18 protein-coding genes are annotated in these 22,138 nt (G+C 58.1%); 9 read left to right on the forward strand and 9 right to left on the reverse strand.

Annotation, left to right across the window (positions count from 1 at the left end; genetic code table 11):
- Positions 1–197: 197 nt before the first annotated feature.
- Positions 198–521, reverse strand: a complete 324-nt coding sequence (locus PGH32_RS08340) for a hypothetical protein (RefSeq protein ID WP_337893757.1) — start codon at positions 519–521, stop codon at positions 198–200.
- On the reverse strand, positions 521–799 hold the full coding sequence (locus PGH32_RS08345; RefSeq protein WP_314424916.1) for a hypothetical protein: 279 nt from the start codon (positions 797–799) through the stop codon (positions 521–523). The genes PGH32_RS08340 and PGH32_RS08345 overlap by 1 nt, the downstream gene beginning before the upstream one ends.
- Before the next feature lie 481 nt (positions 800–1,280).
- Here PGH32_RS08345 and sapC point away from each other — a divergent pair, with 481 nt between their 5' ends.
- From sapC to PGH32_RS08365, 4 genes are all read left to right on the forward strand, one after another.
- Positions 1,281–2,171, forward strand: coding sequence for a putrescine export ABC transporter permease SapC (gene sapC, locus PGH32_RS08350; protein ID WP_314424918.1), 891 nt, complete (start codon positions 1,281–1,283; stop codon positions 2,169–2,171).
- Positions 2,171–3,163, forward strand: a complete 993-nt coding sequence (gene sapD / locus PGH32_RS08355) for a putrescine export ABC transporter ATP-binding protein SapD (protein ID WP_314424920.1) — start codon at positions 2,171–2,173, stop codon at positions 3,161–3,163. Before sapC ends, sapD begins: the two co-directional genes overlap by 1 nt.
- The gene (sapF, locus tag PGH32_RS08360) at positions 3,163–3,969 is read left to right on the forward strand and encodes a putrescine export ABC transporter ATP-binding protein SapF (RefSeq protein ID WP_314424922.1); all 807 of its coding nucleotides are present in this window, start codon (positions 3,163–3,165) and stop codon (positions 3,967–3,969) included. The genes sapD and sapF overlap by 1 nt, the downstream gene beginning before the upstream one ends.
- Positions 3,970–4,198: 229 nt before the next feature.
- On the forward strand, positions 4,199–5,344 hold the full coding sequence (locus tag PGH32_RS08365; RefSeq protein WP_337893758.1) for an oxidoreductase: 1,146 nt from the start codon (positions 4,199–4,201) through the stop codon (positions 5,342–5,344).
- A 108-nt stretch (positions 5,345–5,452) separates the two neighbouring features.
- Here PGH32_RS08365 and PGH32_RS08370 read toward each other — a convergent pair whose 3' ends face one another.
- On the reverse strand, positions 5,453–6,349 hold the full coding sequence (locus tag PGH32_RS08370) for a LysR family transcriptional regulator (RefSeq protein WP_314425032.1): 897 nt from the start codon (positions 6,347–6,349) through the stop codon (positions 5,453–5,455).
- A 126-nt stretch (positions 6,350–6,475) separates the two neighbouring features.
- Complete coding sequence (locus tag PGH32_RS08375) at positions 6,476–8,065, reverse strand: PTS transporter subunit EIIC (RefSeq protein ID WP_337893759.1); 1,590 nt, start codon at positions 8,063–8,065, stop codon at positions 6,476–6,478.
- Positions 8,066–8,306: 241 nt separating this feature from the next.
- On the opposite strand from PGH32_RS08375, the gene PGH32_RS08380 reads away from it, so the two are divergent.
- The 4 genes from PGH32_RS08380 to pdeR all read left to right on the forward strand — a co-directional run bounded on the left by PGH32_RS08380 (position 8,307) and on the right by pdeR (position 17,167).
- Entirely contained in the window at positions 8,307–10,613 is a 2,307-nt protein-coding gene (locus PGH32_RS08380) for an FdhF/YdeP family oxidoreductase (RefSeq protein WP_337893760.1), read from the forward strand.
- A 108-nt stretch (positions 10,614–10,721) separates the two neighbouring features.
- On the forward strand, positions 10,722–12,671 hold the full coding sequence (locus PGH32_RS08385) for an exoribonuclease II (protein WP_314424930.1): 1,950 nt from the start codon (positions 10,722–10,724) through the stop codon (positions 12,669–12,671).
- A gap of 172 nt (positions 12,672–12,843) precedes the next feature.
- Complete coding sequence (locus tag PGH32_RS08390) at positions 12,844–14,925, forward strand: carbon starvation CstA family protein (protein ID WP_337893761.1); 2,082 nt, start codon at positions 12,844–12,846, stop codon at positions 14,923–14,925.
- 256 nt (positions 14,926–15,181) lie between these two features.
- Positions 15,182–17,167, forward strand: a complete 1,986-nt coding sequence (pdeR, locus tag PGH32_RS08395) for a cyclic di-GMP phosphodiesterase (RefSeq protein WP_314424934.1) — start codon at positions 15,182–15,184, stop codon at positions 17,165–17,167.
- A gap of 19 nt (positions 17,168–17,186) precedes the next feature.
- On the opposite strand, the gene PGH32_RS08400 is transcribed toward pdeR, so the two are convergent.
- Positions 17,187–18,056, reverse strand: a complete 870-nt coding sequence (locus PGH32_RS08400) for a crotonase/enoyl-CoA hydratase family protein (RefSeq protein ID WP_314424936.1) — start codon at positions 18,054–18,056, stop codon at positions 17,187–17,189.
- Positions 18,057–18,225: 169 nt separating this feature from the next.
- A complete protein-coding gene (araD, locus tag PGH32_RS08405; protein ID WP_314424938.1) occupies positions 18,226–18,930 on the reverse strand; it encodes an L-ribulose-5-phosphate 4-epimerase in 705 nt (234 codons plus the stop codon).
- Between the two features lie 318 nt (positions 18,931–19,248).
- On the opposite strand from araD, the gene osmB reads away from it, so the two are divergent.
- Complete coding sequence (gene osmB, locus PGH32_RS08410; RefSeq protein WP_123329599.1) at positions 19,249–19,464, forward strand: osmotically-inducible lipoprotein OsmB; 216 nt, start codon at positions 19,249–19,251, stop codon at positions 19,462–19,464.
- A gap of 132 nt (positions 19,465–19,596) precedes the next feature.
- On the opposite strand, the gene yciH is transcribed toward osmB, so the two are convergent.
- From yciH to lapB, 3 genes are all read right to left on the reverse strand, one after another.
- A complete protein-coding gene (gene yciH / locus PGH32_RS08415) occupies positions 19,597–19,923 on the reverse strand; it encodes a stress response translation initiation inhibitor YciH (RefSeq protein WP_314424941.1) in 327 nt (108 codons plus the stop codon).
- Positions 19,923–20,639, reverse strand: a complete 717-nt coding sequence (gene pyrF, locus PGH32_RS08420) for an orotidine-5'-phosphate decarboxylase (protein ID WP_337893762.1) — start codon at positions 20,637–20,639, stop codon at positions 19,923–19,925. Before pyrF ends, yciH begins: the two co-directional genes overlap by 1 nt.
- Before the next feature lie 327 nt (positions 20,640–20,966).
- Positions 20,967–22,136, reverse strand: a complete 1,170-nt coding sequence (lapB, locus tag PGH32_RS08425) for a lipopolysaccharide assembly protein LapB (protein ID WP_314424944.1) — start codon at positions 22,134–22,136, stop codon at positions 20,967–20,969.
- Between the last annotated feature and the right edge of the window lie 2 nt (positions 22,137–22,138).

Consider the following 22,138-nt stretch of genomic DNA (forward strand, 5'->3'; position numbering starts at 1 on the left):
TGGTTGAGGGGATAAAGCACTCGAAAAAAAATCGGTTACCGTGTTAACGGGAGACATACTCAGAAAGGAAAGCTTTGGCCATGTGATAAAAGGAATTAAAACGCGTGGATGTTATTAAAGAAGCGCAAAAAAAATAGAAATAATAATCACGCAATCAAATCCGTAATATTGCATTGACCCGGGCTACCGATCCGCTCTCAGGACATCATAACAAGGTAAAGCAGCCGGTTAAAATCCTCCTTTGTGCTGCAGAAGATATGCACCAGAGCCACATTACGCTCAAGGGTGTATAGCACGCGATACTGGTTATCCAGGTCCAGCCATTCGAAGAGTTCGACGCCCTTTTCCAGCGCCTGAAGATTTTTGTGATGGATACCGGGGTTCTCGCCTATAGCTGTCGCTGCACGTATCAGCAGGCCATCGGCAAATCCCTGTGCTGCCGGCAATCCATGAATGGAGGCTTTGTACCGCTCCACCAGTTCAAGGGTAATTTGCCCTGTTTTGGAAATCTGAACTTTCATTACGCGCCTTTTAACTGGCGGAGGCGCTGACGTTCAGCCAGTAACTCTTCAGCGCTGAGGCTTTCGTTTCTGGCAAATTCCTGTTTTGACAGGCCAACGAGTCTGAGCATGGCATTGATTTGTTTATCCGCTTCCCGCTCGGCCAGTTCGGCTTCCCGCTCTGCGGCAGTCTGAATAAACAACTCCGCCGTACCGTTACGGGTCACAAATACGCCCCCCCTGAAGTTTTCAGGCGAACCGAGCAGGTCACGTGCGGCTTTCTGTGAGATGGTGGCCATGTTTTTTATCCTTATCCTGGGAGGCGTGCTTAGTAACGGTATTCAAACGCGTCGTTACGGAATTGATGATGATGCTGAGTTCAGATGCTGCTTTTGCGCAGAATCTGGTCACTATATCACCAGCTTATGTTCCGTCAATAATTTATGACAAATTCTTCCCCGCAGGTGTGCAGCTGCTTACAGAGCTGGCTCATCGCAGGTTCAGTTCATCGCAAGAACTCACCCCCACCCTGTTTGGGTCGTATCAACGGGGCACTGCTTAAATTTGCCGGGATGCTGATGGTGCTGTGGTTTCCCCGTGCAGTCCCCTTGCTTGTGACACTGTAATAGACGGATAATCATCTATGCTGAAATATACGGGTTTACTCCGCCGTCGGATGTCACCACAATGGGTGTGCCTAAAGCGTGATTTCAACGTAAGATGATGATATGAAAATAGAGTTTAAATTAACCACGCGCAAAAAAACGCCAGCGGAAACTCATGCCCGCCGATAATATCTATTCAGAGAAGCGTCCGCCCAGCCCGCTGCGCCACACGTGGCGGCTGTTTTATCACGACACCACGGCGATGATTGGCCTGTACTGCTTCGGTGCCGTCCTGCTGCTGTGCATCTTTGGCAATCTGATCTCGCCTTACGGCATCGATCAGCAGTTCCTCGGCTATCAGCTGCTACCGCCGTCCTGGTCGCGCTACGGCGACGTTTCCTTCTTCCTCGGCACCGACGATCTGGGCCGCGATCTGCTCAGCCGCCTGCTGAGCGGTGCGGCACCCACCGTGGGGTCGGCGATTGTCATTACCCTGGCCGCCGCGGTCTGCGCCATGGTGCTGGGGGTACTGGCGGGGTTAACCCACGGCCTACGCTCGGCGGTCATGAACCACGTGCTGGATACCCTGCTGTCGATTCCTTCCCTGCTGCTGGCGATAATCGTCGTTGCCTTTATGGGGCCACGGCTGGAAAACGCCATGCTGGCGGTGTTTCTGGCGATCCTGCCGAGGCTGGTGCGCGCCATTTACAGCGCGGTGCATGACGAACTGGAAAAAGAGTACGTGGTGGCCTCCCGGCTCGACGGCGCCAGCAATCTGGATATCCTGTGGCATGCGATTTTACCCAATATTCTCGCGCTGCTGATCACCGAGTTCACCCGCGCGCTGTCGATGGCGATCCTCGATATTGCCGCCCTGGGCTTCCTCGACCTCGGCGCGCAGCTGCCGTCGCCGGAGTGGGGAGCGATGCTGGGGGACTCGCTGGAGCTGATTTATGTTGCGCCCTGGACCGTGATGTTACCCGGCGCAGCGATTATGCTTTGTGTACTGATCGTCAACCTGCTGGGTGACGGCGTGCGCCGGGCCATCGTTGCGGGAGTCGAATAATGCCGCTGCTTGATATTCGAAATCTGACCATTGAGTTTATGACCGCCGACGGGCCGGTCAAGGCGGTCGATCGCGTCAGCATTACGCTGACCGAAGGTGAAATTCGCGGGCTGGTGGGCGAATCCGGCTCGGGGAAGAGCCTGATCGCCAAGGCCATCTGTGGCGTTACCAAGGACAACTGGCGCATCACCGCCGACCGCATGCGCTTCGATGATATCGATCTGCTGCATCTTTCCCCCCGCGAGCGCCGTAAAATCGTCGGGCAGAACGTGTCGATGATTTTTCAGGAGCCGCAGTCCTGCCTCGATCCGTCGGAGAGCATCGGCACCCAGCTCAAGCAGGCCATCCCCGGCTCCACGTGGAAAGGCCGCTGGTATCAGCGTTTTCGCTGGCGTCACTATCGGGCGATTGAACTGCTGCACCGGGTGGGGATTAAAGATCACAAAGATATTATGCGCAGCTTCCCCTACGAGCTGACCGACGGCGAGTGCCAGAAGGTGATGATCGCCATTGCGCTGGCTAACCAGCCGCGCCTGCTGATTGCCGACGAGCCGACCAACGCCATGGAGCCAACGACGCAGGCGCAGATTTTCCGTCTGCTCTCCCGCCTGAATCAGAACAATAACACCACGATTTTGTTAATCAGCCATGATTTGCAGATGCTGAGCCACTGGGCCGATAAGATTAACGTGATGTACTGCGGCCAGACGGTGGAGACGGCGGTGAGCGAAGAGCTGATTAGCGCCCCGCACCATCCGTACACTCAGGCGCTGATCCGCGCGATGCCGGATTTTGGCCGCTCGCTGCCGCACAAAAGCCGCCTGAATACGCTGCCGGGTGCGATCCCGTCGCTGGAGCATCTGCCGATTGGCTGCCGTCTGGGGCCGCGCTGCCCCTATGCGCAACGCACCTGTATTGAAACCCCGCGGCTGACCGGTTCGAAGAATCATCTGTACGCCTGCCACTTCCCGCTGAACACGGAGCAACAGTAATGGACGAAACGCTGCTGGAAGTGCGCAACCTCAGTAAAACCTACCGCTACCGCACCGGGCTGTTTCGCCGCCAGCACGTTGAAGCGGTGAAAGACGTCAGCTTTACCGTGCGCGAGGGCCAGACGCTGGCGGTAATCGGAGAAAACGGCTCGGGTAAATCAACGCTGGCCAAAATGCTCAGCGGAATGATTGAGCCCTCCTCCGGTGAAATCATGATTGACGATCGTGCGCTGGAATACGGCGACTATGGCTATCGCAGCCAGCGTATCCGCATGATATTCCAGGATCCGTCCAACTCGCTCAATCCCCGCCAGCGCATCAGTCAGATTCTGGACCTGCCGCTGCGGCTGAATACCGAACTGAGTGGACCCGAGCGGGAAAAACGCATTATCGCCACCCTGCGCCAGGTGGGGCTGCTGCGCGATCACGCCGCCTACTACCCGCATATGCTGGCGCCGGGGCAGAAACAGCGTATCGGCCTGGCGCGCGCGCTGATCCTGCAGCCGCGCGTTATTATCGCCGATGAGGCGCTGGCCTCGCTGGATATGTCGATGCGTTCACAGCTGATCAACCTGATGCTCGAGCTGCAGGATAAACACCGTATTGCCTATATCTATGTGACCCAGCACCTGGGAATGATGAAGCACATCAGCGATCAGGTGCTGGTGATGCATCAGGGTGAGGTTGTGGAGCGCGGCAGTACGGCAGACGTGCTGGCCTGCCCGCTGCACGAACTCACCAAACGTCTGATCAGCAGCCATTTTGGTGAGGCGCTGACCGCCGACGCCTGGCGTAAAGACCGTTAATCCGGTCCCCCCGCACGATGAATAAGCTCCCGGACGCACGCGGTAAACCTGCCGCGGCGTTCCGGTGTCCCTGCATTTCCTAAGCCCTTATATCTTCCAGCTATTTAATAGCACCGATCATTATTTTGCTCGCCACAGCGCTTACGTCAGGATATTCATGCCATTCAGATCGGCGGAGCCTCTGACGTTTACGGTATCCGTCGGTCAGTTAACTTGAAAAGGAATGACCATGGAACAACGCCGTTTTCCCGGCAACAGCCACTGGTATCATGAAACCCAGACCAGTCTGCCCGCTCAGCGGAGCGCGCTGGTGCCTGAGGCCGCGGAGATTACAGACCGTTTTTTACTGGGTCTGACGCAGCAGGCGGAAGGAGAATTAAAAGCTATCCTGCAGCATGCGCAGCCGCTGCATCTGGCCTCGCGGGATCTGTATCAGCTGCTGTTTCCCAATCAGCTGTCCACCAGCCTGACGCATACGCTGACGCTGTACGACCGCATCAGCACCGCGCTGACCGTGGCGCAGGTCACGGGGATCCAGCGGCTGTGCAATCACTATGCGGCGCGATTAAATCCCCTGCCGGGGCCGGACTCATCCCGTGAAAGCAATCGCCGCTTAACGCAGATCACCGAATACGCCCGTCAGCTCGCCGGGCAGCCGACGCTGATTGACTCTGCGGCGCTGCAGCGCCTGGATGAGGTGGGGTTAACCGTTCCCGATATTATCAGCTTCAGCCAGACCATCGGCTTTGTCAGCTATCAGGCGCGCGTTGTGGCGGGGATCCACGCGCTGATGGCCCTGCCGGTGCGCTGGATGCCGGGCGTCAGCGTGCCGCCGGATGCGGCGGCGCTGCCCGCTGGAGAGTGGCAGCCCGCGCTGACGCCGCTGGAGCCGCGCTATGCCGCCGCCGATCAGTTGGAGGCGCTGACCTTCTGCCTACCGCTGATCCAGCCGGAACCTTTCGTCTGGCTGCTGGCGCAGGACGGCGACGTGCTGAACGGCTGGGGGCATCTGCTGTCGGCGTTGGAAAAACAGCACGCGTCTGACGATACCGCGCTTGCCGCTGCGGTGGCAGCACGGATTAACGGCAGCAGCCGGTGTTTCGCCCGCTATCCGGCAGGCGAGCTGCGCGATGCGCTGCGGGAAAATGTCGATCGGGCGTTAAGCATCGCCAGCGAACGACAGAAAGCGATTATTCTGCTGGCCTCCCAGCTGACGCGGGTTCCGGACCGCTTCAGCGCGGCGCATGTGCAGCCGCTGCGCGAAGTGGGTTTATCCACCGCCGGGATTTTCGATGTGATCCTGAGCGTCGCCGCTGCCGGCTGGTCAAACCGCCTGATGCAGAGCCTGGGTACGATCGGTCTGGATAATCACTAAGCTATGAGCGGTGGGCGGGTATCTGCCGCCCACCGCTGAAAAAGCACGCGGCTGTGCGCGTGTTCCAACGAATTTTGAAGGGCACGCTGCCGGGCTGAGGGTTGCCGATCAGCCTACCAGCACGTGCCTGACCTCATCAAAGAAGTGCTGCGCCAGCGGCGTGGCGCGCCCGGGTTCAGCGATCACCACCGCGCCGTGCCGCGACATCGGCGGCATCAGCAGCGGCCGACGGCAGAGTTCGCCAATCGTCTCTGGGATCAGATGCCCGACCGGGGAGATCAGACAGCCCAGCCCCACCTGCACGCCCTGAATAAGCTGGAACACCGAGGTGGTTTCCATCACCACGCGCAGGGTATGCCCCGCATCGAGGAAATGGCTGTCGAGGTAGCGGCGGAAATAGCGCGTGCGGTCGGCCAGGCACAGCGGCAGCGGCACCACCTCCTCCAGCGTCAGCGGCGCTTCCCCCGCCAGCTGCGGGAAATGCTGCGGATGCCAGATCACTTCCACGCCGCGGTCGTCCAGCATTTCCGCCTGAAAGTGCAGTTCACGCAGCGTCGCCAGCTCGAAGAAGCCGATGCCGACATCCACCGTGTGGCTGTTCAGTGCTTCCAGCAGCTGGTCGGCGCTGAGTACCGCGATGCGATAATCCAGCTGCGGATAACGATCGGACACCGCCTTTAACAGCATGGGCAGCGAAATACTGCACTGCGGCACCACGCCGATGCGCAGCGTGCCGCTGACGCCGTGTTTCAGCGATTCGACCTCCAGCTTCAGCCCCTGATAAACCGAAACGATTTCCCGCGCCCACGACAGCACGCGCTCGCCCTCCGGCGTAAAACCGTCGAAGTTATTACTGCGGTTGATCAGCGACAGGCCCAGCTCGCGCTCCAGATTTTTCAGACGCATGGAGAGGGTCGGCTGGCTGACAAAGCTGGCTTCTGCGGCGCGGCCAAAGTGGCGCTCACGCTCCAGATTACACAGATAAATGAGCTGCTTAATGTCTATTTTCTTTATATTCCATAGAGATATATAACTTACCAGAAATTATAGCGGTGTAGCTATCGGTGTACAAACATAACCGGCGAGGTAAATGCGTCGGTCACCTTATTGTCTTCCTTCACTTAAATTTCCTCAGGCTATCCCCAGCGCGCTTTTCACTTCTCCGGCGATTTTCTCCACCTGCGGGCCATAGATCACCTGTACATCGGTATCGCTGACGCGGTTCACCCCGTTAGCCCCGGTGCTCATCAGCGTGGCATCCACCACCTCTTTCATCGCTCTGACCCGCACGCGCAGGCGGGTGAAGCAGCAGTCCACATCCTCAATATTTTCCGCACCGCCCAGACCGCTGATAATCACCTTGATGCGTTCTGCGGCCTCCACCTGCGGCGTGGCCTCTGCTTCTTCCGTTTCGCGACCGGGCGTTTCAACATGCATCCGTCGGATAATGAAGCGGAAACTGTAGTAATAGACCGGAATATAAATCAGCCCCAGCGCGATGCTCCACCACCAGGCGGTCTTTTCACCGCCGAGGATGCCGAAGACCACCAGGTCGATCGCTCCTCCCTGCACGTTGCCAATCATCAGATGGAACAGCGACATCAGCATAAACGACAGCCCGCTGAGCAGCGCATGCAGGACGTAGAGCACCGGTGAAACGAAGATAAAACAGAATTCCAGCGGCTCGGTGATGCCGGTGGTGAAAGACGTCAGCGCCGCGGCAAGCATCAGCGCCTTGACGCGCTGCTTATGCTCGGGACGGGCGGAATGGTAAATCGCCAGCGCGGCGGCGGGCAGGCCAAACATCATTACCGGAATTTTACCCTGGGCAAGGAAGCGCGTGGCTTCACGCACCGTCTCATCGGGCACGCTACCGGGATGGGTCAGCGAGGCATTGAAGATGTTCAGCGCCCCCACCAGCGTCTGCCCGTCGACGGTGGCAATGCCGCCAATCGGCGTGAAGCGGACGGTTTCATTGAGGATGTGGTGCAGCCCGGTCGGGATCAGCAGCCGCTCGCTGGTGCCGTACAGGAACGCGCCGTACTGCCCGCTTTTGCCGATCAGTTCACCGATCCACGCAATGCCGAGGCCAACAGTCGGCCAGACCACCGCCAGCAGCACCCCCACCAGCGGCAGCACCAGCACGGTAACGATCGGCACGAAGCGCCGCCCGCCGAAGAAGCTGATGGCCGTCGGCAGCTGGACGGTGTAGCAGCGGTTATGGATAACGGCAGTCAGCAGTCCGGCAATCACCCCACCCAGCACGCTCATGTTATAGGTGAAGATGCCCAGCATCTGGATATATTCCGCCGCCGTCATCATCGCCTGGGTCTGATCCATGCCCTGCGCCTGCAGCGCCTGGGCCGTGGTGGTGGTGGCGGTCAGCCCTTTGGCGGCCAGCGTGGCACTGACGCCCACGTGCATAACGATAAAGCCGATCGTCGCCGCGAAGGCCGCTGTCGGCTTTTCCGCTTTTGCCAGACCGATGGCGCTGGCGACGGCAAACAGCAGCGGCAGGTTGGCAAACAGCGCGCCCGCGACCTTACGGATAAAACCGATGATCAGCTGCGGCACCTGCATCGCGGCAAACGCCTCACCGGTGATAGCCGGATTCTGCATCGCCGCTGCCACGCCGAGAAAGATCCCGGCGGCGGCAATGACCGAAATCGGCATCATTAACGCTTTACCGAATGCATGAACGCTGCTGGCAAATTTTTTCATCAGGCCTCTCCCGCCGTGCTTCGTGAACGCTAAGTATTAGACGACAGCGGGCGGATCGCCGTACCGGAAGGAAAAACAACCGATTAATCTTTGAACAAAGTCACAGTTTTAACATTATCGCGATAAATACTAACTATCGCTCCATCGCTGCAATCAATTAGACAATTTCGACCCCTGATATCACACTTAGCCAAAAGGAGTCATAACTTCTTAACATCATTCCAACATAAGCCTGCATATTATGAAATTTAAAGAAGCGATTAAACCCTACCAGGCCGCGGCCGGTGGTTGGGGTTCACTGGAAGCGACCACCCGTTTTGTTTTCGACAGCAAACAAGTGTTAAAAAACATGCGCAACCTGATGCGTATGAACAAGGCAAAAGGCTTCGACTGCCCCGGCTGTGCCTGGGGGGATGATAATAAAAGTACCTTCAGCTTCTGCGAGAACGGTGCCAAAGCGGTGACCTGGGAAGCCACCCGCCGCAACATCGGTGCCGACTTCTTCGCGCAGTACAGCGTGACTTCGCTCTATCAGCAGAGCGACTACTTCCTGGAGTATCAGGGCCGCCTGACCGAGCCGCTGCGCTATAACCGCCAGACTGACCGCTACGAGCCGATTAGCTGGGACGATGCGTTTGCGCTGATCGCCCGCCATATCAAGGCGATGGACAACCCGCACCAGATGGAGCTGTACACGTCCGGCCGCGCCAGCAATGAGGCCTCCTGGCTTTATCAGCTGTTTGGCCGCATGAACGGCAGCAACAACTTCCCCGACTGTTCCAACATGTGCCACGAGGCCAGCGGCAGCGGTCTGAAGCGCAGCATCGGCGTCGGTAAAGGCACCATTCGCCTGGACGACTTCGATCACGCCGATGCCATTTTTGTCTTTGGCCAGAACCCGGGGACCAACCATCCGCGCATGCTGCACAGCCTGCGCCATGCCGCCGATCACGGTGCCAAAATTGTTACCTTCAATACCCTGCGCGAACGCGGACTGGAGCGGTTTGCCGACCCGCAGAAGCCGCTGGAGGTAGTGACCAGCATGGCCGGTCAGATCAGCTCCACCTACTACCAGCCGAACCTGGGCGGCGATATGGCCGCCGTTCGCGGCATGGTCAAAGTGCTGGCGGAAAATCACCGTGCGCTGGTCGCCGCCGGTGAAAAAGGTCTGTTTGACGAAGCCTTCATCAACGCCAAAACCGAGGGTATGGAGGCCTATCTGGCCGCAGTCGATGCCACGCAATGGCCGCAGATCGTCCAGCAGTCGGGCCTCAGCGAGCAGCAGATCCGCGAAGCGGCGGCGATCTATCAGAGCGCCGATCGGGTGATCTGTACCTGGGCGATGGGCATTACCCAGCATAAACACTCCGTTGATACGGTGCGTGAAATCGTTAACCTGCAGCTGTTGTTCGGTCAGTTAGGTAAGAAAGGCGCGGGACTGTGCCCGGTACGCGGCCACAGTAACGTGCAGGGCAACCGCACCATGGGCATTGATGAGAAGCCGCCGAAAGCCTTCCTCGACAGCCTGGGCCAGCATTTTGGCTTCGAACCCCCGCGTGAAAACGGCCACAACACCGTTGAAGCGCTGGAAGCGATGCTGCGTGATGAAATTAAGGTATTAATCGCCTTAGGCGGTAACCTGGCCGCGGCGGCCCCGGACAGCCCGCGTACCGAAGAAGCCCTGCGCCGCTGTGGTCTGACCGTGCAGATCAGCACCAAACTGAACCGCAGCCACCTGTGTCCGGGTGCGGTGGACGCGCTGATCCTGCCCACGCTGGGCCGTACCGAGCAGGATATTCAGGAAACCGGCCCGCAGTTTATTACCGTGGAAGACTCGTTCAGCATGGTGCACGCCTCCGAAGGCGTGGGCAAGCCGATTGCCGATACGCAGCGCTCTGAAACCTGGATTGTTGCCGGTATTGCCAATGCGGTACTGGGCGAAGAGAAAGTCGACTGGCTGGGGCTGGCGTCGGATTACAATTTGATCCGCGACCATATCGCCGCAACCATCCCGGGCTTTGCCGATTTCAATGCGAAATGCGACATCAAGGGCGGGTTCTATCTGGGTAACGCCGCCGCAGAGCTGCGTTTCAACACCCTGCATGAGAAAGCTCAGTTCAGCAACGCGGCGCTGCCGGTTTCCCTGTTCCCGCCGCTGGATGCCGAGGTGCCGTTCACCCTGCAAACCCTGCGTTCGCACGACCAGTACAACACCACCATCTATGGTCTGGACGATCGCTATCGCGGCGTTTACGGCCAGCGTGAAGTACTGTTTATCAACGCGCAGGACATGGAAAAACTGGGCTTCGCCGCCGGGGATAACGTCGATATCGAAACCGTGTGGAACGACGGTATCACCCGCAAGGTTCACGGCTTCAAGCTGGTGCCGTACAATATTCCCGCCGGCAACCTGGCCGCCTACTATCCGGAAACCAACCCGCTGGTTCCCCTGTCCAGCTTCGGTGATATCAGCGGTACGCCTACCTCGAAGTCGGTGCCGGTAAAAATCACCCTGTCACCGATAAAGCACGAACTGCGAATCGCGTAAGTCTGCGGGCGGCCAAAAATGGCCGCCCTTTTTATGTCAGACTTGCCGCGAGGCGGTTAATCGCGTAAAACTGTCTGCCGCTCTTAGGCCACGAAAACTGTTGAAATTATGTTCCAGGATAACCCGCTGCTTGCGCAGCTTAAAGAGAAACTCCACTCCCAGACCCCGCGCGTTGAGGGTGTGGTAAAAGGCACGGAAAAAGGCTTTGGCTTCCTGGAAGTCGATGCCCAGAAAAGCTACTTTATCCCGCCACCGTTTATGAAAAAAGTCATGCACGGTGACCGCGTTTCTGCGGTGCTGCAAACCGATAAAGATCGTGAAGTTGCCGATCCGGAAACGCTGATCGAGCCGTTCCTGACCCGCTTTGTGGGCCGGGTGCAGCGCAAGGACAAAGACGACCGTCTGTCCATTATTCCCGATCATCCCCTGCTCAAGGATGCTATCCAGTGCCGCGCCGATCGTAGCGTCAAGCATGATTTCCAGAACGGCGACTGGGCCGTGGCTGAGATGCGCCGCCATCCCCTGAAGGGCGACCGCACGTTCTACGCCGAGCTGACCGAATTTATCACCACCGGTGACGACCATCTGGCTCCGTGGTGGGTGACACTGTCACGCCACAATCTGGAGCGTGAAGCGCCGGATGTCGCCACGCCGGAAGAGATGCTGGATGAGAAGCTGGAACGTGAAGATCTCACCGCACTGAATTTCGTGACCATTGACAGCGCCAGCACCGAAGATATGGATGATGCGCTGTACGTGGAAGAAACGGCGGAAGGCGAACTGCTGCTGACCATCGCCATCGCCGACCCGACGGCCTATGTGCTGCCGGGCAGCAAGCTGGATAAGATCGCCGCCGAGCGTTCGTTCACCAACTATCTGCCAGGATTCAATATCCCGATGCTGCCGCGCCAGCTGTCGGACAACATCTGCTCGCTGCGCCCGAACGAGCGCCGCCCGGTGCTGGCCTGCCGGGTGAAAATTGCCGCCGACGGTACGCCGGGCAGTGATATTCAGTTCTTTGCCGCGTGGATCGAGTCTAAGGCCAAGCTGGCTTACGATAACGTCTCCGACTGGCTGGAAAACGACGGTGCCGGTGAATGGCAGCCGGAAAGCGACGCGATCGCGCAGCAAATCCGCCTGCTGCATCGCCTGTGCCTGGCGCGCAGCGAGTGGCGCAAGAGCAATGCGCTGGTGTTCAAGGATCGCCCGGACTTCCGCTTCCTGCTGGGAGAGAAAGGCGAAGTGCTGGATATCATTGCCGAGCATCGCCGCATCGCGAACCGCATCGTGGAAGAGTCGATGATTCTGGCCAATATCTGCGCCGCCACCGTGCTGCGCGATAATCTCGGCTTCGGCGTTTATAACGTGCACCTGGGCTTTGACCTGGTTAACGCCGAGCAGGCCGCTGCCGTGCTGGCGAACCATGGCATCACCGCCGACCCGGCGGCCATTGCCACGCTGGAAGGCTTCCGCGTGCTGCGTCGCGAGCTGGATGCACAGCCGACGCAGTTCCTGGACAGCCGCATTCGCCGCTTCCAGTCATTTGCTGAGGTCAGCATCGCACCCGGCCCGCACTTTGGTCTGGGTCTTGAGGCGTACGCAACCTGGACTTCACCAATCCGTAAGTTCGGCGATATGATCAACCATCGCCTGCTGAAAGCGATTATCAAGGGTGAAGCGGCTGAACGCCCGGCCGACGAGCTGACGGTGAAAATGGCCGAGCGCCGTCGCCAGAACCGCATGGCGGAACGCGATGTCGGCGACTGGCTCTACTCGCGGTTCCTGCAAAAGGCCGCCGGTACCGATCGGCGCTTCAGCGCCGAGATTATCGACGTTTCGCGCGGCGGTATGCGCGTTCGCCTGCTGGAAAACGGCGCGGTCGCGTTTATTCCTGCTCCGTTTATCCACGCGGTGCGTGATGAGCTGACGTGCAGTAATGAAAACGGCTCTGTGATGATCAAAGGCGAAGTGGCTTATCGCGTTACCGACGTTATTGAGGTCACCATCGCCGAAGTGCGTATGGAAACCCGTAGCGTGGTGGCCCGCCCGGCTGCATAACGATAAGGGCGGGATAACCCGGTTATCCCGCCCTGTTTCCCCCTCTTTCCTGCGTAAAAAACCCCCGACAGTTCACACTTCCTGACTGATTACCTTTCTTTAACATTTCATTACACTATTTTTAACGTGCTGATCCCTTCTCCCTTTTGCGGTTGTTACAAGGAGTAATGTGATGAAAAACGTCAAGTCAGGTGTGATCTGGATTGCCGTGGCCATCGTCGGTGCCTGCGCGTTTGCAATGCTGGCACTGAACCGAGGCGAACCGGTTAACGCGCTGTGGCTGGTAGTGGCTGCCGTTGCCTGCTACAGCATTGCTTATCGATTCTACAGTCTGTTTATCGCCCGCAATATTTTCGAACTTGACGATCGTCGTATGACGCCCGCCGAGCGTAAAAACGACGGCCTGGACTACGTTCCCACCAACAAATGGGTGCTGTTTGGCCACCACTTCGCCGCCATCGCCGGAGCCGGTCCGCTGGTCGGGCCGATTCTTGCCGCGCAGATGGGCTTTCTGCCCGGCACGCTGTGGATCCTGATTGGGGTGATGCTGGCCGGTGCGGTGCAGGATTTCCTGATCCTGTTTATCTCCACCCGCCGCGACGGGCGTTCACTGGGTGAAATGGCCCGCCAGGAGCTGGGTGCCTTCGCCGGGGTGATCACCATGCTTGGCGCGCTGGGCGTGATGATTATTATTCTTTCCGCACTGGCGCTGGTGGTCGTGAAGGCACTGACCAACAGCCCGTGGGGCATGTTCTCCATCGCCGCCACCCTGCCGATTGCCCTGTTTATGGGGATCTATATGCGATTCCTCCGCCCGGGTCACATCGCGGAAGTCTCGCTCATCGGCTTTGTGCTGATGATGGCGGCGATTATTTACGGCGGGGATATTGCCCTGCATCCCTTCTGGGGACCGTTCTTTACCCTGAAAGGCACCACCCTGACGCTGGTGCTGGTGATTTACGGCTTCGTGGCCTCCGTACTGCCGGTGTGGCTGCTGCTGGCGCCGCGTGACTATCTCTCCACCTTCCTGAAAATCGGGGTGATCGTCGGCCTTGCGGTGGGCATTGTCTTTGCCATGCCGGAAATGAAAATGCCGGCGGTCACGCGCTTTATTGACGGCAGCGGACCGGTGTTCTCCGGCGGGCTGTTCCCGTTCCTGTTTATCACCATTGCCTGTGGCGCAATCTCCGGATTCCACGCGCTGGTTTCCAGCGGCACCACGCCGAAGCTGGTGGAGCGTGAAAGCCATATTCGCATGCTGGGCTACGGCGCAATGCTGATGGAGTCGTTCGTTGCCATTATGGCGCTGATCTGCGCCTCGGTGCTGGATCCGGGTATCTACTTCGCGATGAATGCGCCGGCGGCGCTGATCGGCACCACGGTGGAAAGCGCGGCGCAGGCGATTAACGGCTGGGGCTTTGTGATCACCCCGGAGGTGCTGACCGCGATTGCCCGCGACGTGGGGGAAACCTCGATCCTTTCCCGCGCAGGTGGCGCGCCGACCTTTGCCGTTGGCATGGCGCATATCATTACCGAGGTGTTTAACAGCCGGGCGATGATGGCCTTCTGGTATCACTTTGCCATTCTGTTCGAGGCGCTGTTTATTCTGACGGCGGTGGATGCCGGCACCCGCGCCTGCCGGTTTATGGTGCAGGACCTGGCGGGCACCGCTATTCCGGCGCTGGCCAACAACCGCTCGTGGTTCGGTAATATTATCGGCACGGCGGTGGCGGTTTCCGGCTGGGGCTTCTTCGTCTATCAGGGCGTGATCGACCCCCTGGGCGGCATTAATACCCTGTGGCCGCTGTTCGGCATCGGCAACCAGATGCTGGCTTCGATGGCGCTGATTCTGGGCACCGTGGTGCTGTTCAAGATGAAGAAGCAGCGCTATGCCTGGGTGACGATTCTGCCGACCGCCTGGCTGTTTGTGACCTCAATGACCGCCGGATGGCAGAAAATCTTCCACGAGAAACCGTCGATTGGTTTCCTCGCTCAGGCGAAAAAATTCTCCACCGGTATCGATCAGGGCGTGGTGATCGCACCGGCGAAAAGCGTGGCGGATATGCAGACTATCGTCATGAGTAACCAGATTAACGCGGCGCTGTGCGGCTTCTTTATGCTGGTTGCCGTCACCATGCTTATTTCGTCCTTCTTCGTGATCCGTCGCGCCCTGCAGAGCAGCCAGCCGACCACGCATGAGAGCGAAATTGTCCTGCGCAGCGAGACGGTTAAATCAACCGGCGGCCATTCCTGATCGCGGTATGATGTGGAAAAAATAGCGTTTCACGGTCAATATTGCAGGATCCGCTGAGGGCATATTACCGTCACCCTTAATCATATAAGGGTTAATATTCAGTCTCCCCGCTCGTCAGATCGGGGAGATTTTTTATTTATCCTGATTTAATCAGATTCGATTAATTGCTATTGTGTCTCGGGATTCTGCAACCGGCTAATAGTGTTGCTAAAATAAGAAGATACCACCTGCATTGCATCATCAAGGAGAAAAATAAATGACCGATGAACAGGGGCAAACGCTGCTATACGCCTGGTTTGGCACCAGCAGCCCTTATTGGCATTTACGCTTCGACAGTGATGCGCTGCACTTCGCCCAGGAAGAGAATGGCGCAATCAATATTGCCGTGCCGCTTAATGCGGCGCAGGCCAGTCTGATCCGCGAAATGACCGTGGTCACCTCCAGCGTTAACCTGACGCTGTCCCTGTATGGTACCTCGCTTTCCATGCATCTGGTCGGTCGCAAAGTCAGCCTCTCCCAGTGGGCGGGCACCGCCTCGGCCTGGGGCGATACCTCGGCGGTGGCGCGCGACCTGGCGCTGGGGCTGTCCTTCGCCGAGCAGGTGGTGTCGGAAGCGAATTCGGTGATCGTTATCCTCGATCAGCACGGCAATATTCAGCGCTTTAACCGCCTGAGCGAAGAGTATACCGGGCTGAAGGAGCAGGAAGTGATCGGCCGCAATGTCTTCCAGCTGTTTATGACCCGTCAGGAAGCGGCTTCCTCCCGCCGCAATGTCAGCACCTTCTTCCGCGAAGGCAGCTCCTATGAGGTTGAGCGCTGGATTAAAACCAAAATGGGCCAGCGCCTGTTCCTGTTTCGCAATAAGTTCGTCCACAGCGGCAGCGGTAAAAATGAAATTTATCTGATCTGCTCAGGCACCGATATTACCGAAGAGCGCCGCGCGCAGGAGCGCCTGCGGGTGCTGGCGAATACCGATACGATTACCGGCCTGCCCAACCGCACGGCGATTAACGATCGTATTACCGAGGTGCTGGAAAACCGGGCGAATGAACAGATTGGCGTGGTGTATCTGGATCTCGATAACTTTAAAAAGGTCAACGACGCCTACGGCCACATGTTCGGCGACCAGCTGCTGCAGGCCGTATCGCTGGCCATTCTGAGCTGCCTGGAGAAAAACCAGACCCTGGCACGACTCGGCGGCGATGAGTTTATCGTGCTGGCGGAAGATACCACCCAGGCGGCACTGGAGGCGATGGCCTCCCGCATCATCGACCGGCTGAAACAGCCCTTCCGCATTGGCCTGATCGAGGTCTATTCCGGCTGCTCCATTGGTATTGCCATTGCCCCGCAGCACGGTGAGGATCGCGACAGCCTGATCCGCAACGCCGATACGGCCATGTACACCGCAAAAGAAAACGGCCGCGGCCAGTTCAGCGTGTTTTCCACCGAGATGAACCAGCGGGTGTTTGAGTACCTCTGGCTGGACACCAACCTGCGTAAGGCGCTGGAGCTGAGCCAGCTGGTTATCCACTACCAGCCCAAACTGGATGCGGACGGCACGGTTAGCAGCGTTGAGGCGCTGGTTCGCTGGCTTTCGCCCGAGCGCGGCCTGGTTCGCCCCGACCGCTTCATCTCCTATGCCGAAGAGTCCGGGCTGATTGTGCCGCTGGGCCGCTGGGTGATGCTGACGGTGCTGGAACAGATCCTCGAATGGCGCAAGCAGGGTATTTTCCTGCGCGTGGCGGTCAACGTTTCTGCCCGCCAACTGATCGATCAGAGTATCTATACCGACCTCAAGCTGGCCCTGGACGAGGCCGGGCTGGAAAGCTGCCCGATTGATATCGAGCTGACCGAAAGCTGTCTGATGGAGAATGAAAGCCAGGCCCTGGTGCTGATGGGCGAGTTCCAGCAGCTCGGCGCATCGGTGCATCTGGACGATTTCGGCACCGGCTACTCCTCCCTCTCGCAGCTGGCGCGCGTGCCGATTGACGCCATCAAGCTCGACCAGAGCTTTATTCGTGATGTGAACGAGAAGTCCGTTTCGCAGTCGCTGGTGCGGGCGATCGTGGCCGTTGCCCGTGCGCTGAACCTGCAGGTGATTGCCGAGGGGATTGAAACCGAAGAAGAGGAAGCCTTCGCGCTGGCCTGCGGCGTTGACGTGCGGCAGGGCTATCTGTACGCGAAGCCAATGCCCGTTGAGGAACTTGAGCACTGGCTTGCGCAATACCTTGTTAAAGCCTGATTATCGCGGGGTTAGCTGCTTACCCCGCTTTCAGTAAAGACTGGGCGCTGTGGCGGTTTTGCAGGTTGACCAGCCGCTCCATGTAGGCAATATCTTTCGGCTCCAGGCTGAAGGCGAAATCAACCCAGTCCTCGGTGATATCCATCAGCTCGGCCCGGGTCAGCTGAAGCACGCGCTGACGCGCTTTCAGCATCGCCCGCACGCCGTTGAGTTTTGGCCGCAGCGTATCAATAAAGGTACGCGTGCTGCGGTAAGCGTCATCCGGCTGGAATAGCTTATCGACCAGCCCCCGCGTTTCAAACCACTCGGCGGTGTGCGACTCCCCTTCACAAATCAGCTCTTCTGCCAGCTTCATCCCCGCCCGACGCGCAACCAGCGAATAGCCGCCCATCCCGGGGAACAGATTGAAGGCAATTTCCGGGAAGCCCATCCGCGCGGTGTTTTGCGCCAGGATGAAATGATGCGCCAGTGCCGCCTCAAATCCACCGCCCAGCGCGCTGCCCTCCACCATGGCGATAGTCACCGCGCCGGTGTCGAATCCCCGCGCCGCCGCATGGATGCAGTCGACGCAGGCGCGGGCGTAGGCCCTCAGCGCCTCGCGGCGGCCGTTTTTGATCGACTCGACGAAGAAACTGAGATCGCCTCCGGCATTGAACATGCCGGGGACCAGTGAACCGGTCACCCAAAAATCGATAGCCAGCCCCGAACGCTGCGCCGCGTAGCTGAGATTCATGATCTCCTCTATCAGCTGATGGTTGAAGCTCGGGCGCGGCTGCGCCCGCAGCAGCATCCACATGGTCCGGCGCTCCTCCTCATAGTAAGCGGAAAGCTGGGTCATCTGTCCGGCTTCACTGAACAGTCTGCAGGTAGTCTGGTTTACAACGGTCATATTATTATCCTCGATTAGTCATGCGTTCTGTACGCAGCTCCAGCCTAATCGACAGGATGTTTACACTAAATGGCTGTTTGATTATTAAAGCAAAATAGTAAATTTTCAGACAAAAAGTGACAGTAACCACCCGGATAAAATGACCGTCGACGCTGAAAAACCAGCGGCGTTAACCTGAATTCTGCCCGTAGTACGCTCCGGCACCGTGCTTCCGCAGATAGTGCTTGTCCAGCAGGGTTTGCTGCATCACCGGCAGTTCCGGGGCAAGCTGCTGGCTGAAAATCCCCATATAGGCGACTTCCTCCAGCACGACCGCGCTGTGAACGGCATCGTCCGCGCTTTTTCCCCAGCAGAATGGGCCGTGAGAATTGACCAGCACCGCGGGGATAGCCAGCGGATCGATATCCCGTTCGCGCAGGGTTTCAATAATCACCTGTCCGGTTTCCCACTCATAGCGCTGGTTGATTTCGCTATCGGTCATTTTGCGCGTACAGGGGACCGCGCCGTAAAAATCATCGGCATGCGTGGTTCCCCAGGCGGGGATATCCCGGCCCGCCTGCGCCCAGATAGTGGCGTGGCGGGAGTGAGTATGGACAATTCCACCAATTTCCGGCCATGCCAGATAGAGAGCGCGATGGGTGTCGGTATCCGATGACGGGCGTTTACTGCCTTCAACAATGTTCCCGCTTTCCAGCTCGACCACCACCATATCGTCACGCTGCATCTGTTCGTAGCTGACTCCGGAAGGTTTAATCACCACCAGCCCCTGCTGGCGGTCGATGGCGCTGACGTTACCCCAGGTAAAGGTCACCAGCCCGTAACGCGGCAGCGCGAGGTTGGCTTCCAGCACCTGCTGTTTTAGTTGTTCAAGCATCGTTAATTCTCCGATTCGGTCCGTGTGTCATTGTCGACGCAGGCGAGGAGAGCGGGTATGGAGGTAATGGCTGGATAAAGGCAGTTTCCGGCTGACTGCGGCATTATGCGTTATCGGTCAGCGGCACATTATTCGGAATTTTTACCTGGGAAGCGCGGCGGCAGCTTCTAAAATTAGACCAGATGGTTAACGTTCGCGATAGTCAGCTCGCTAACCGTTAACAATAGCGCTGTAAAAATAGACAGTTTCAGTCCGAAAATCCGGGAATCCACTATACTTAACCGGGTAATCAGTCGCTGCAATTGAGGAGTATTCACTATGACAAACACTGCAAAACGCATTACCGCTGCGATGCTGGCGGCAACACTGGTTCTTTCCCTCAGTGCCTGTTCAAACTGGTCTAAACGCGACCGTAATACGGCTATCGGTGCCGGTGCGGGGGCAATAGGTGGTTCGATCCTGACTAACGGTAGCGGTTTGGGTACCGTCGGTGGTGCCGCCGTCGGGGGTATTATCGGGCATCAGGTTGATTAACACGTTTTCACCTTCGGTATCTCTGGTTACCGCAGCGAAAAAGGAAGTAATGAGGCCACCATTGTGGCCTCTTGTTTTCAGACGAGCTTGATGCGTAGCGGATGTGACCGGGACAGCGTTGGACGGTCGTTTTCAACCGCCAGCAAGCTTAACCTTGTGGCCTTTGGCCTCAAGCAGCGTTTTTAATAAATCCCGCTTGTCGCCCTGAATTTCAATCACGCCATCCTTCACCGCGCCGCCGCAGCCGCATTTTTTCTTCAGTTCGGCCGCCAGCTTTTCCAGTTCTGCATCGTCAACGTCCACTCCTGAGATCAGGCAGACGCCCTTGCCTTTACGACCGCTGGTCTGGCGCTGAATGCGAACGATCCCGTCGCCTTTCGGGCGCGGCGCTTTCTCTTTCACTTCATCTATCCGGCCCGTGGCGGTGGAGTAGACCAGCCTGCTGTTATCGTCGGCCATTATGCCTCCTGGATTGAGGTTAGGATCTCTTGCAGGGTCGCCGCCGGATTAGCCGACTGGGTAATCGGACGCCCGATCACCATATAATCCACGCCGGCCTGCACCGCCTGCTGCGGGGTCATGATGCGGCGCTGATCGCCCGCGTCGCTGCCCGCAGGACGGATGCCGGGCGTGACCAGCTTGAAATCCTGGCCGATAGCCTGCTTAAAGCGGCTGGCTTCATGCGCCGAACAGACCACGCCATCCAGACCGCACTGATTGGTCAGGCGCGCAAGGCGTTCCGCCTGCTCCGCCGGGGACAGCTCAATACCCAGGCCACGCAGGTCCTCCGCATCCATGCTGGTCAGCACGGTAACGGCGATCAGCAAAGGCGCGTCTTTGCCAAACGGGAGCAGCGCTTCGCGGGCCGCATTCATCATTCGCGCCCCGCCGCTGGCGTGAACGTTCACCATCCACACGCCCAGGTCGGCGGCCGCCGCCACGGCATGCGCCGTGGTATTGGGAATATCATGAAACTTCAGGTCAAGGAAGACCTCGAAACCACGCTGTTGCAGGTCGCGCACCAGCTGCGGGCCAAACAGGGTAAACATCTCTTTCCCCACTTTCAGGCGGCAGCTGCCGGGTTCAATCTGGTCAACAAAGGCCAGGGCGCGGTCGCGATCGGCGTAATCTAGCGCAACAACAATCGGTGAGCCGTTAAGCTGGGGTGAATGCATCAATAAACCCTCTTTCAGTGGAGCACCGCATGGCGCAAACAGAATAGTCACAGTCATTCAGCAAACGGCTGCGGGCAGTTCACTGAAATCAGCAAGCGGAAACGGCAGGCATTTTACCTGCGGATGGGGAAAATTCACAGTTAACCCGCTGAGAATTCTTAGTGACTGGTGACGAATTGCCACCGTCCCCCTGTCAGACATTGCTGCCAACGGGGCTGCTGGAACCGCCAGGGAGAGGCAAGCTAGAGTATGTTGTAACTAAGTCGAGCTAAAGGATATTGATAATTAAAGAGGTCAGGACAGATAACCGTTGCTCAGGCGCAATGATTATTGTCCATCCAGCCCGCGGATCGGCTTCACGGAAGACCAGGCCCGGCACGACGGGCAGTGCCAGTAAAGGGCATGTGCGGTGAACCCACATTTGTGGCAGCGATAGCGAGGCTTGGTGCGGATTTGCTCACCCACCATATCGCGCAGCACCATCAGGCTCTCTTTGGCACGACCGTCTTCCGCTTCCTGCAGGTTGAAATCCATCAGGCGATGGAACACGCGCATGGTGGGATGACGCTGAAGCTGACGGGTGATGTAGGTTTGCGCCACTTCCGGGCCTTCATCGCGATCGAGAATGCCGGCGAGATACAGTTCTGCCGCCGCGCCGGTATTTTCCTCCACGCAGCGCTTGAGGTAATCGCTCCAGGCCCTGGGCTGGTTGAGATGAACGAAACAGGTTTCCAGCATTTCCAGCGTCTCGCTGACCAGCTCACGATCCTGCTCGATAACGCGCTGCAGGTGGATAACGGCTTTGGCATAATCGCCTTTCGCCATATGGATCCGCCCCATCATAATGGAGATACGGGCGCTGTTGCGGTCCGCCGCTTCGCCCTTTTTCAGCAGATTCATTGCGCGTTCAAGATCGTCACTGCCCATCGCCTGCAGCGCCAGCTCGCAGTAGAAGTGGGCAATTTCCATTTTTTTCTGCTCTTTCCCCAGCTTCACCAGGCGTTCTGCCACTTCAATGGCATTCGGCCAGTCGCTGGTCGACTGATGGATAATCAGCAGCTGCTGCAGCGCACCGATACGAAAATCCGTTTCCTCAACCAGCTGGCCGAACATCTGTTCTGCACGGTCGTAAAGCCCGGCCACCATGTAATCACGGCCAAGCTGCTGTATGGCAAGCAGGCGCTGATCGTAGGTCAGGGAGGCACTTTCCATCAGCGCCTGGTGGATGCGGATGGCGCGGTCAACTTCACCGCGCGAGCGGAACAGATTGCCCAGGGTCAGGTGGGCTTCAACCGTCCCGCTGTCTTCCTTGAGCATGTCAAGAAACAGGTCGACGGCTTTGTCCTGTTGATTTGAGAGCAGGAAGTTGACCCCGGCCACGTAATCACGTGACAGGCGGCTCGCCTCCTGTTGCTTGTCCTGTTGCGCACTTCGGCGCCCCATATACCAGCCGTAGGCGGCGGCTACGGGAAGTAACAGAAACAGCAGTTCCAACATAA

It is taken from the genome of Erwinia sp. SLM-02 (assembly GCF_037450285.1).
Taxonomy (GTDB): domain Bacteria; phylum Pseudomonadota; class Gammaproteobacteria; order Enterobacterales; family Enterobacteriaceae; genus Erwinia.

Excerpts from the sequence above, each read along its gene's own strand:
- PGH32_RS08340 (WP_337893757.1), bottom strand. The coding sequence starts at position 521 with ATGAAAGTTCAGATTTCCAAAACAGGGCAAATTACCCTTGAACTGGTG.
- PGH32_RS08345 (WP_314424916.1), bottom strand. The coding sequence starts at position 799 with ATGGCCACCATCTCACAGAAAGCCGCACGTGACCTGCTCGGTTCGCCT.
- sapC (WP_314424918.1), top strand. The coding sequence starts at position 1,281 with ATGCCCGCCGATAATATCTATTCAGAGAAGCGTCCGCCCAGCCCGCTG.
- sapD (WP_314424920.1), top strand. The coding sequence starts at position 2,171 with ATGCCGCTGCTTGATATTCGAAATCTGACCATTGAGTTTATGACCGCC.
- sapF (WP_314424922.1), top strand. The coding sequence starts at position 3,163 with ATGGACGAAACGCTGCTGGAAGTGCGCAACCTCAGTAAAACCTACCGC.
- PGH32_RS08365 (WP_337893758.1), top strand. The coding sequence starts at position 4,199 with ATGGAACAACGCCGTTTTCCCGGCAACAGCCACTGGTATCATGAAACC.
- PGH32_RS08375 (WP_337893759.1), bottom strand. The coding sequence starts at position 8,065 with ATGAAAAAATTTGCCAGCAGCGTTCATGCATTCGGTAAAGCGTTAATG.
- PGH32_RS08380 (WP_337893760.1), top strand. The coding sequence starts at position 8,307 with ATGAAATTTAAAGAAGCGATTAAACCCTACCAGGCCGCGGCCGGTGGT.
- PGH32_RS08385 (WP_314424930.1), top strand. The coding sequence starts at position 10,722 with ATGTTCCAGGATAACCCGCTGCTTGCGCAGCTTAAAGAGAAACTCCAC.
- PGH32_RS08390 (WP_337893761.1), top strand. The coding sequence starts at position 12,844 with ATGAAAAACGTCAAGTCAGGTGTGATCTGGATTGCCGTGGCCATCGTC.
- pdeR (WP_314424934.1), top strand. The coding sequence starts at position 15,182 with ATGACCGATGAACAGGGGCAAACGCTGCTATACGCCTGGTTTGGCACC.
- PGH32_RS08400 (WP_314424936.1), bottom strand. The coding sequence starts at position 18,056 with ATGACCGTTGTAAACCAGACTACCTGCAGACTGTTCAGTGAAGCCGGA.
- araD (WP_314424938.1), bottom strand. The coding sequence starts at position 18,930 with ATGCTTGAACAACTAAAACAGCAGGTGCTGGAAGCCAACCTCGCGCTG.
- osmB (WP_123329599.1), top strand. The coding sequence starts at position 19,249 with ATGACAAACACTGCAAAACGCATTACCGCTGCGATGCTGGCGGCAACA.
- yciH (WP_314424941.1), bottom strand. The coding sequence starts at position 19,923 with ATGGCCGACGATAACAGCAGGCTGGTCTACTCCACCGCCACGGGCCGG.
- pyrF (WP_337893762.1), bottom strand. The coding sequence starts at position 20,639 with ATGCATTCACCCCAGCTTAACGGCTCACCGATTGTTGTTGCGCTAGAT.
- lapB (WP_314424944.1), bottom strand. The coding sequence starts at position 22,136 with ATGTTGGAACTGCTGTTTCTGTTACTTCCCGTAGCCGCCGCCTACGGC.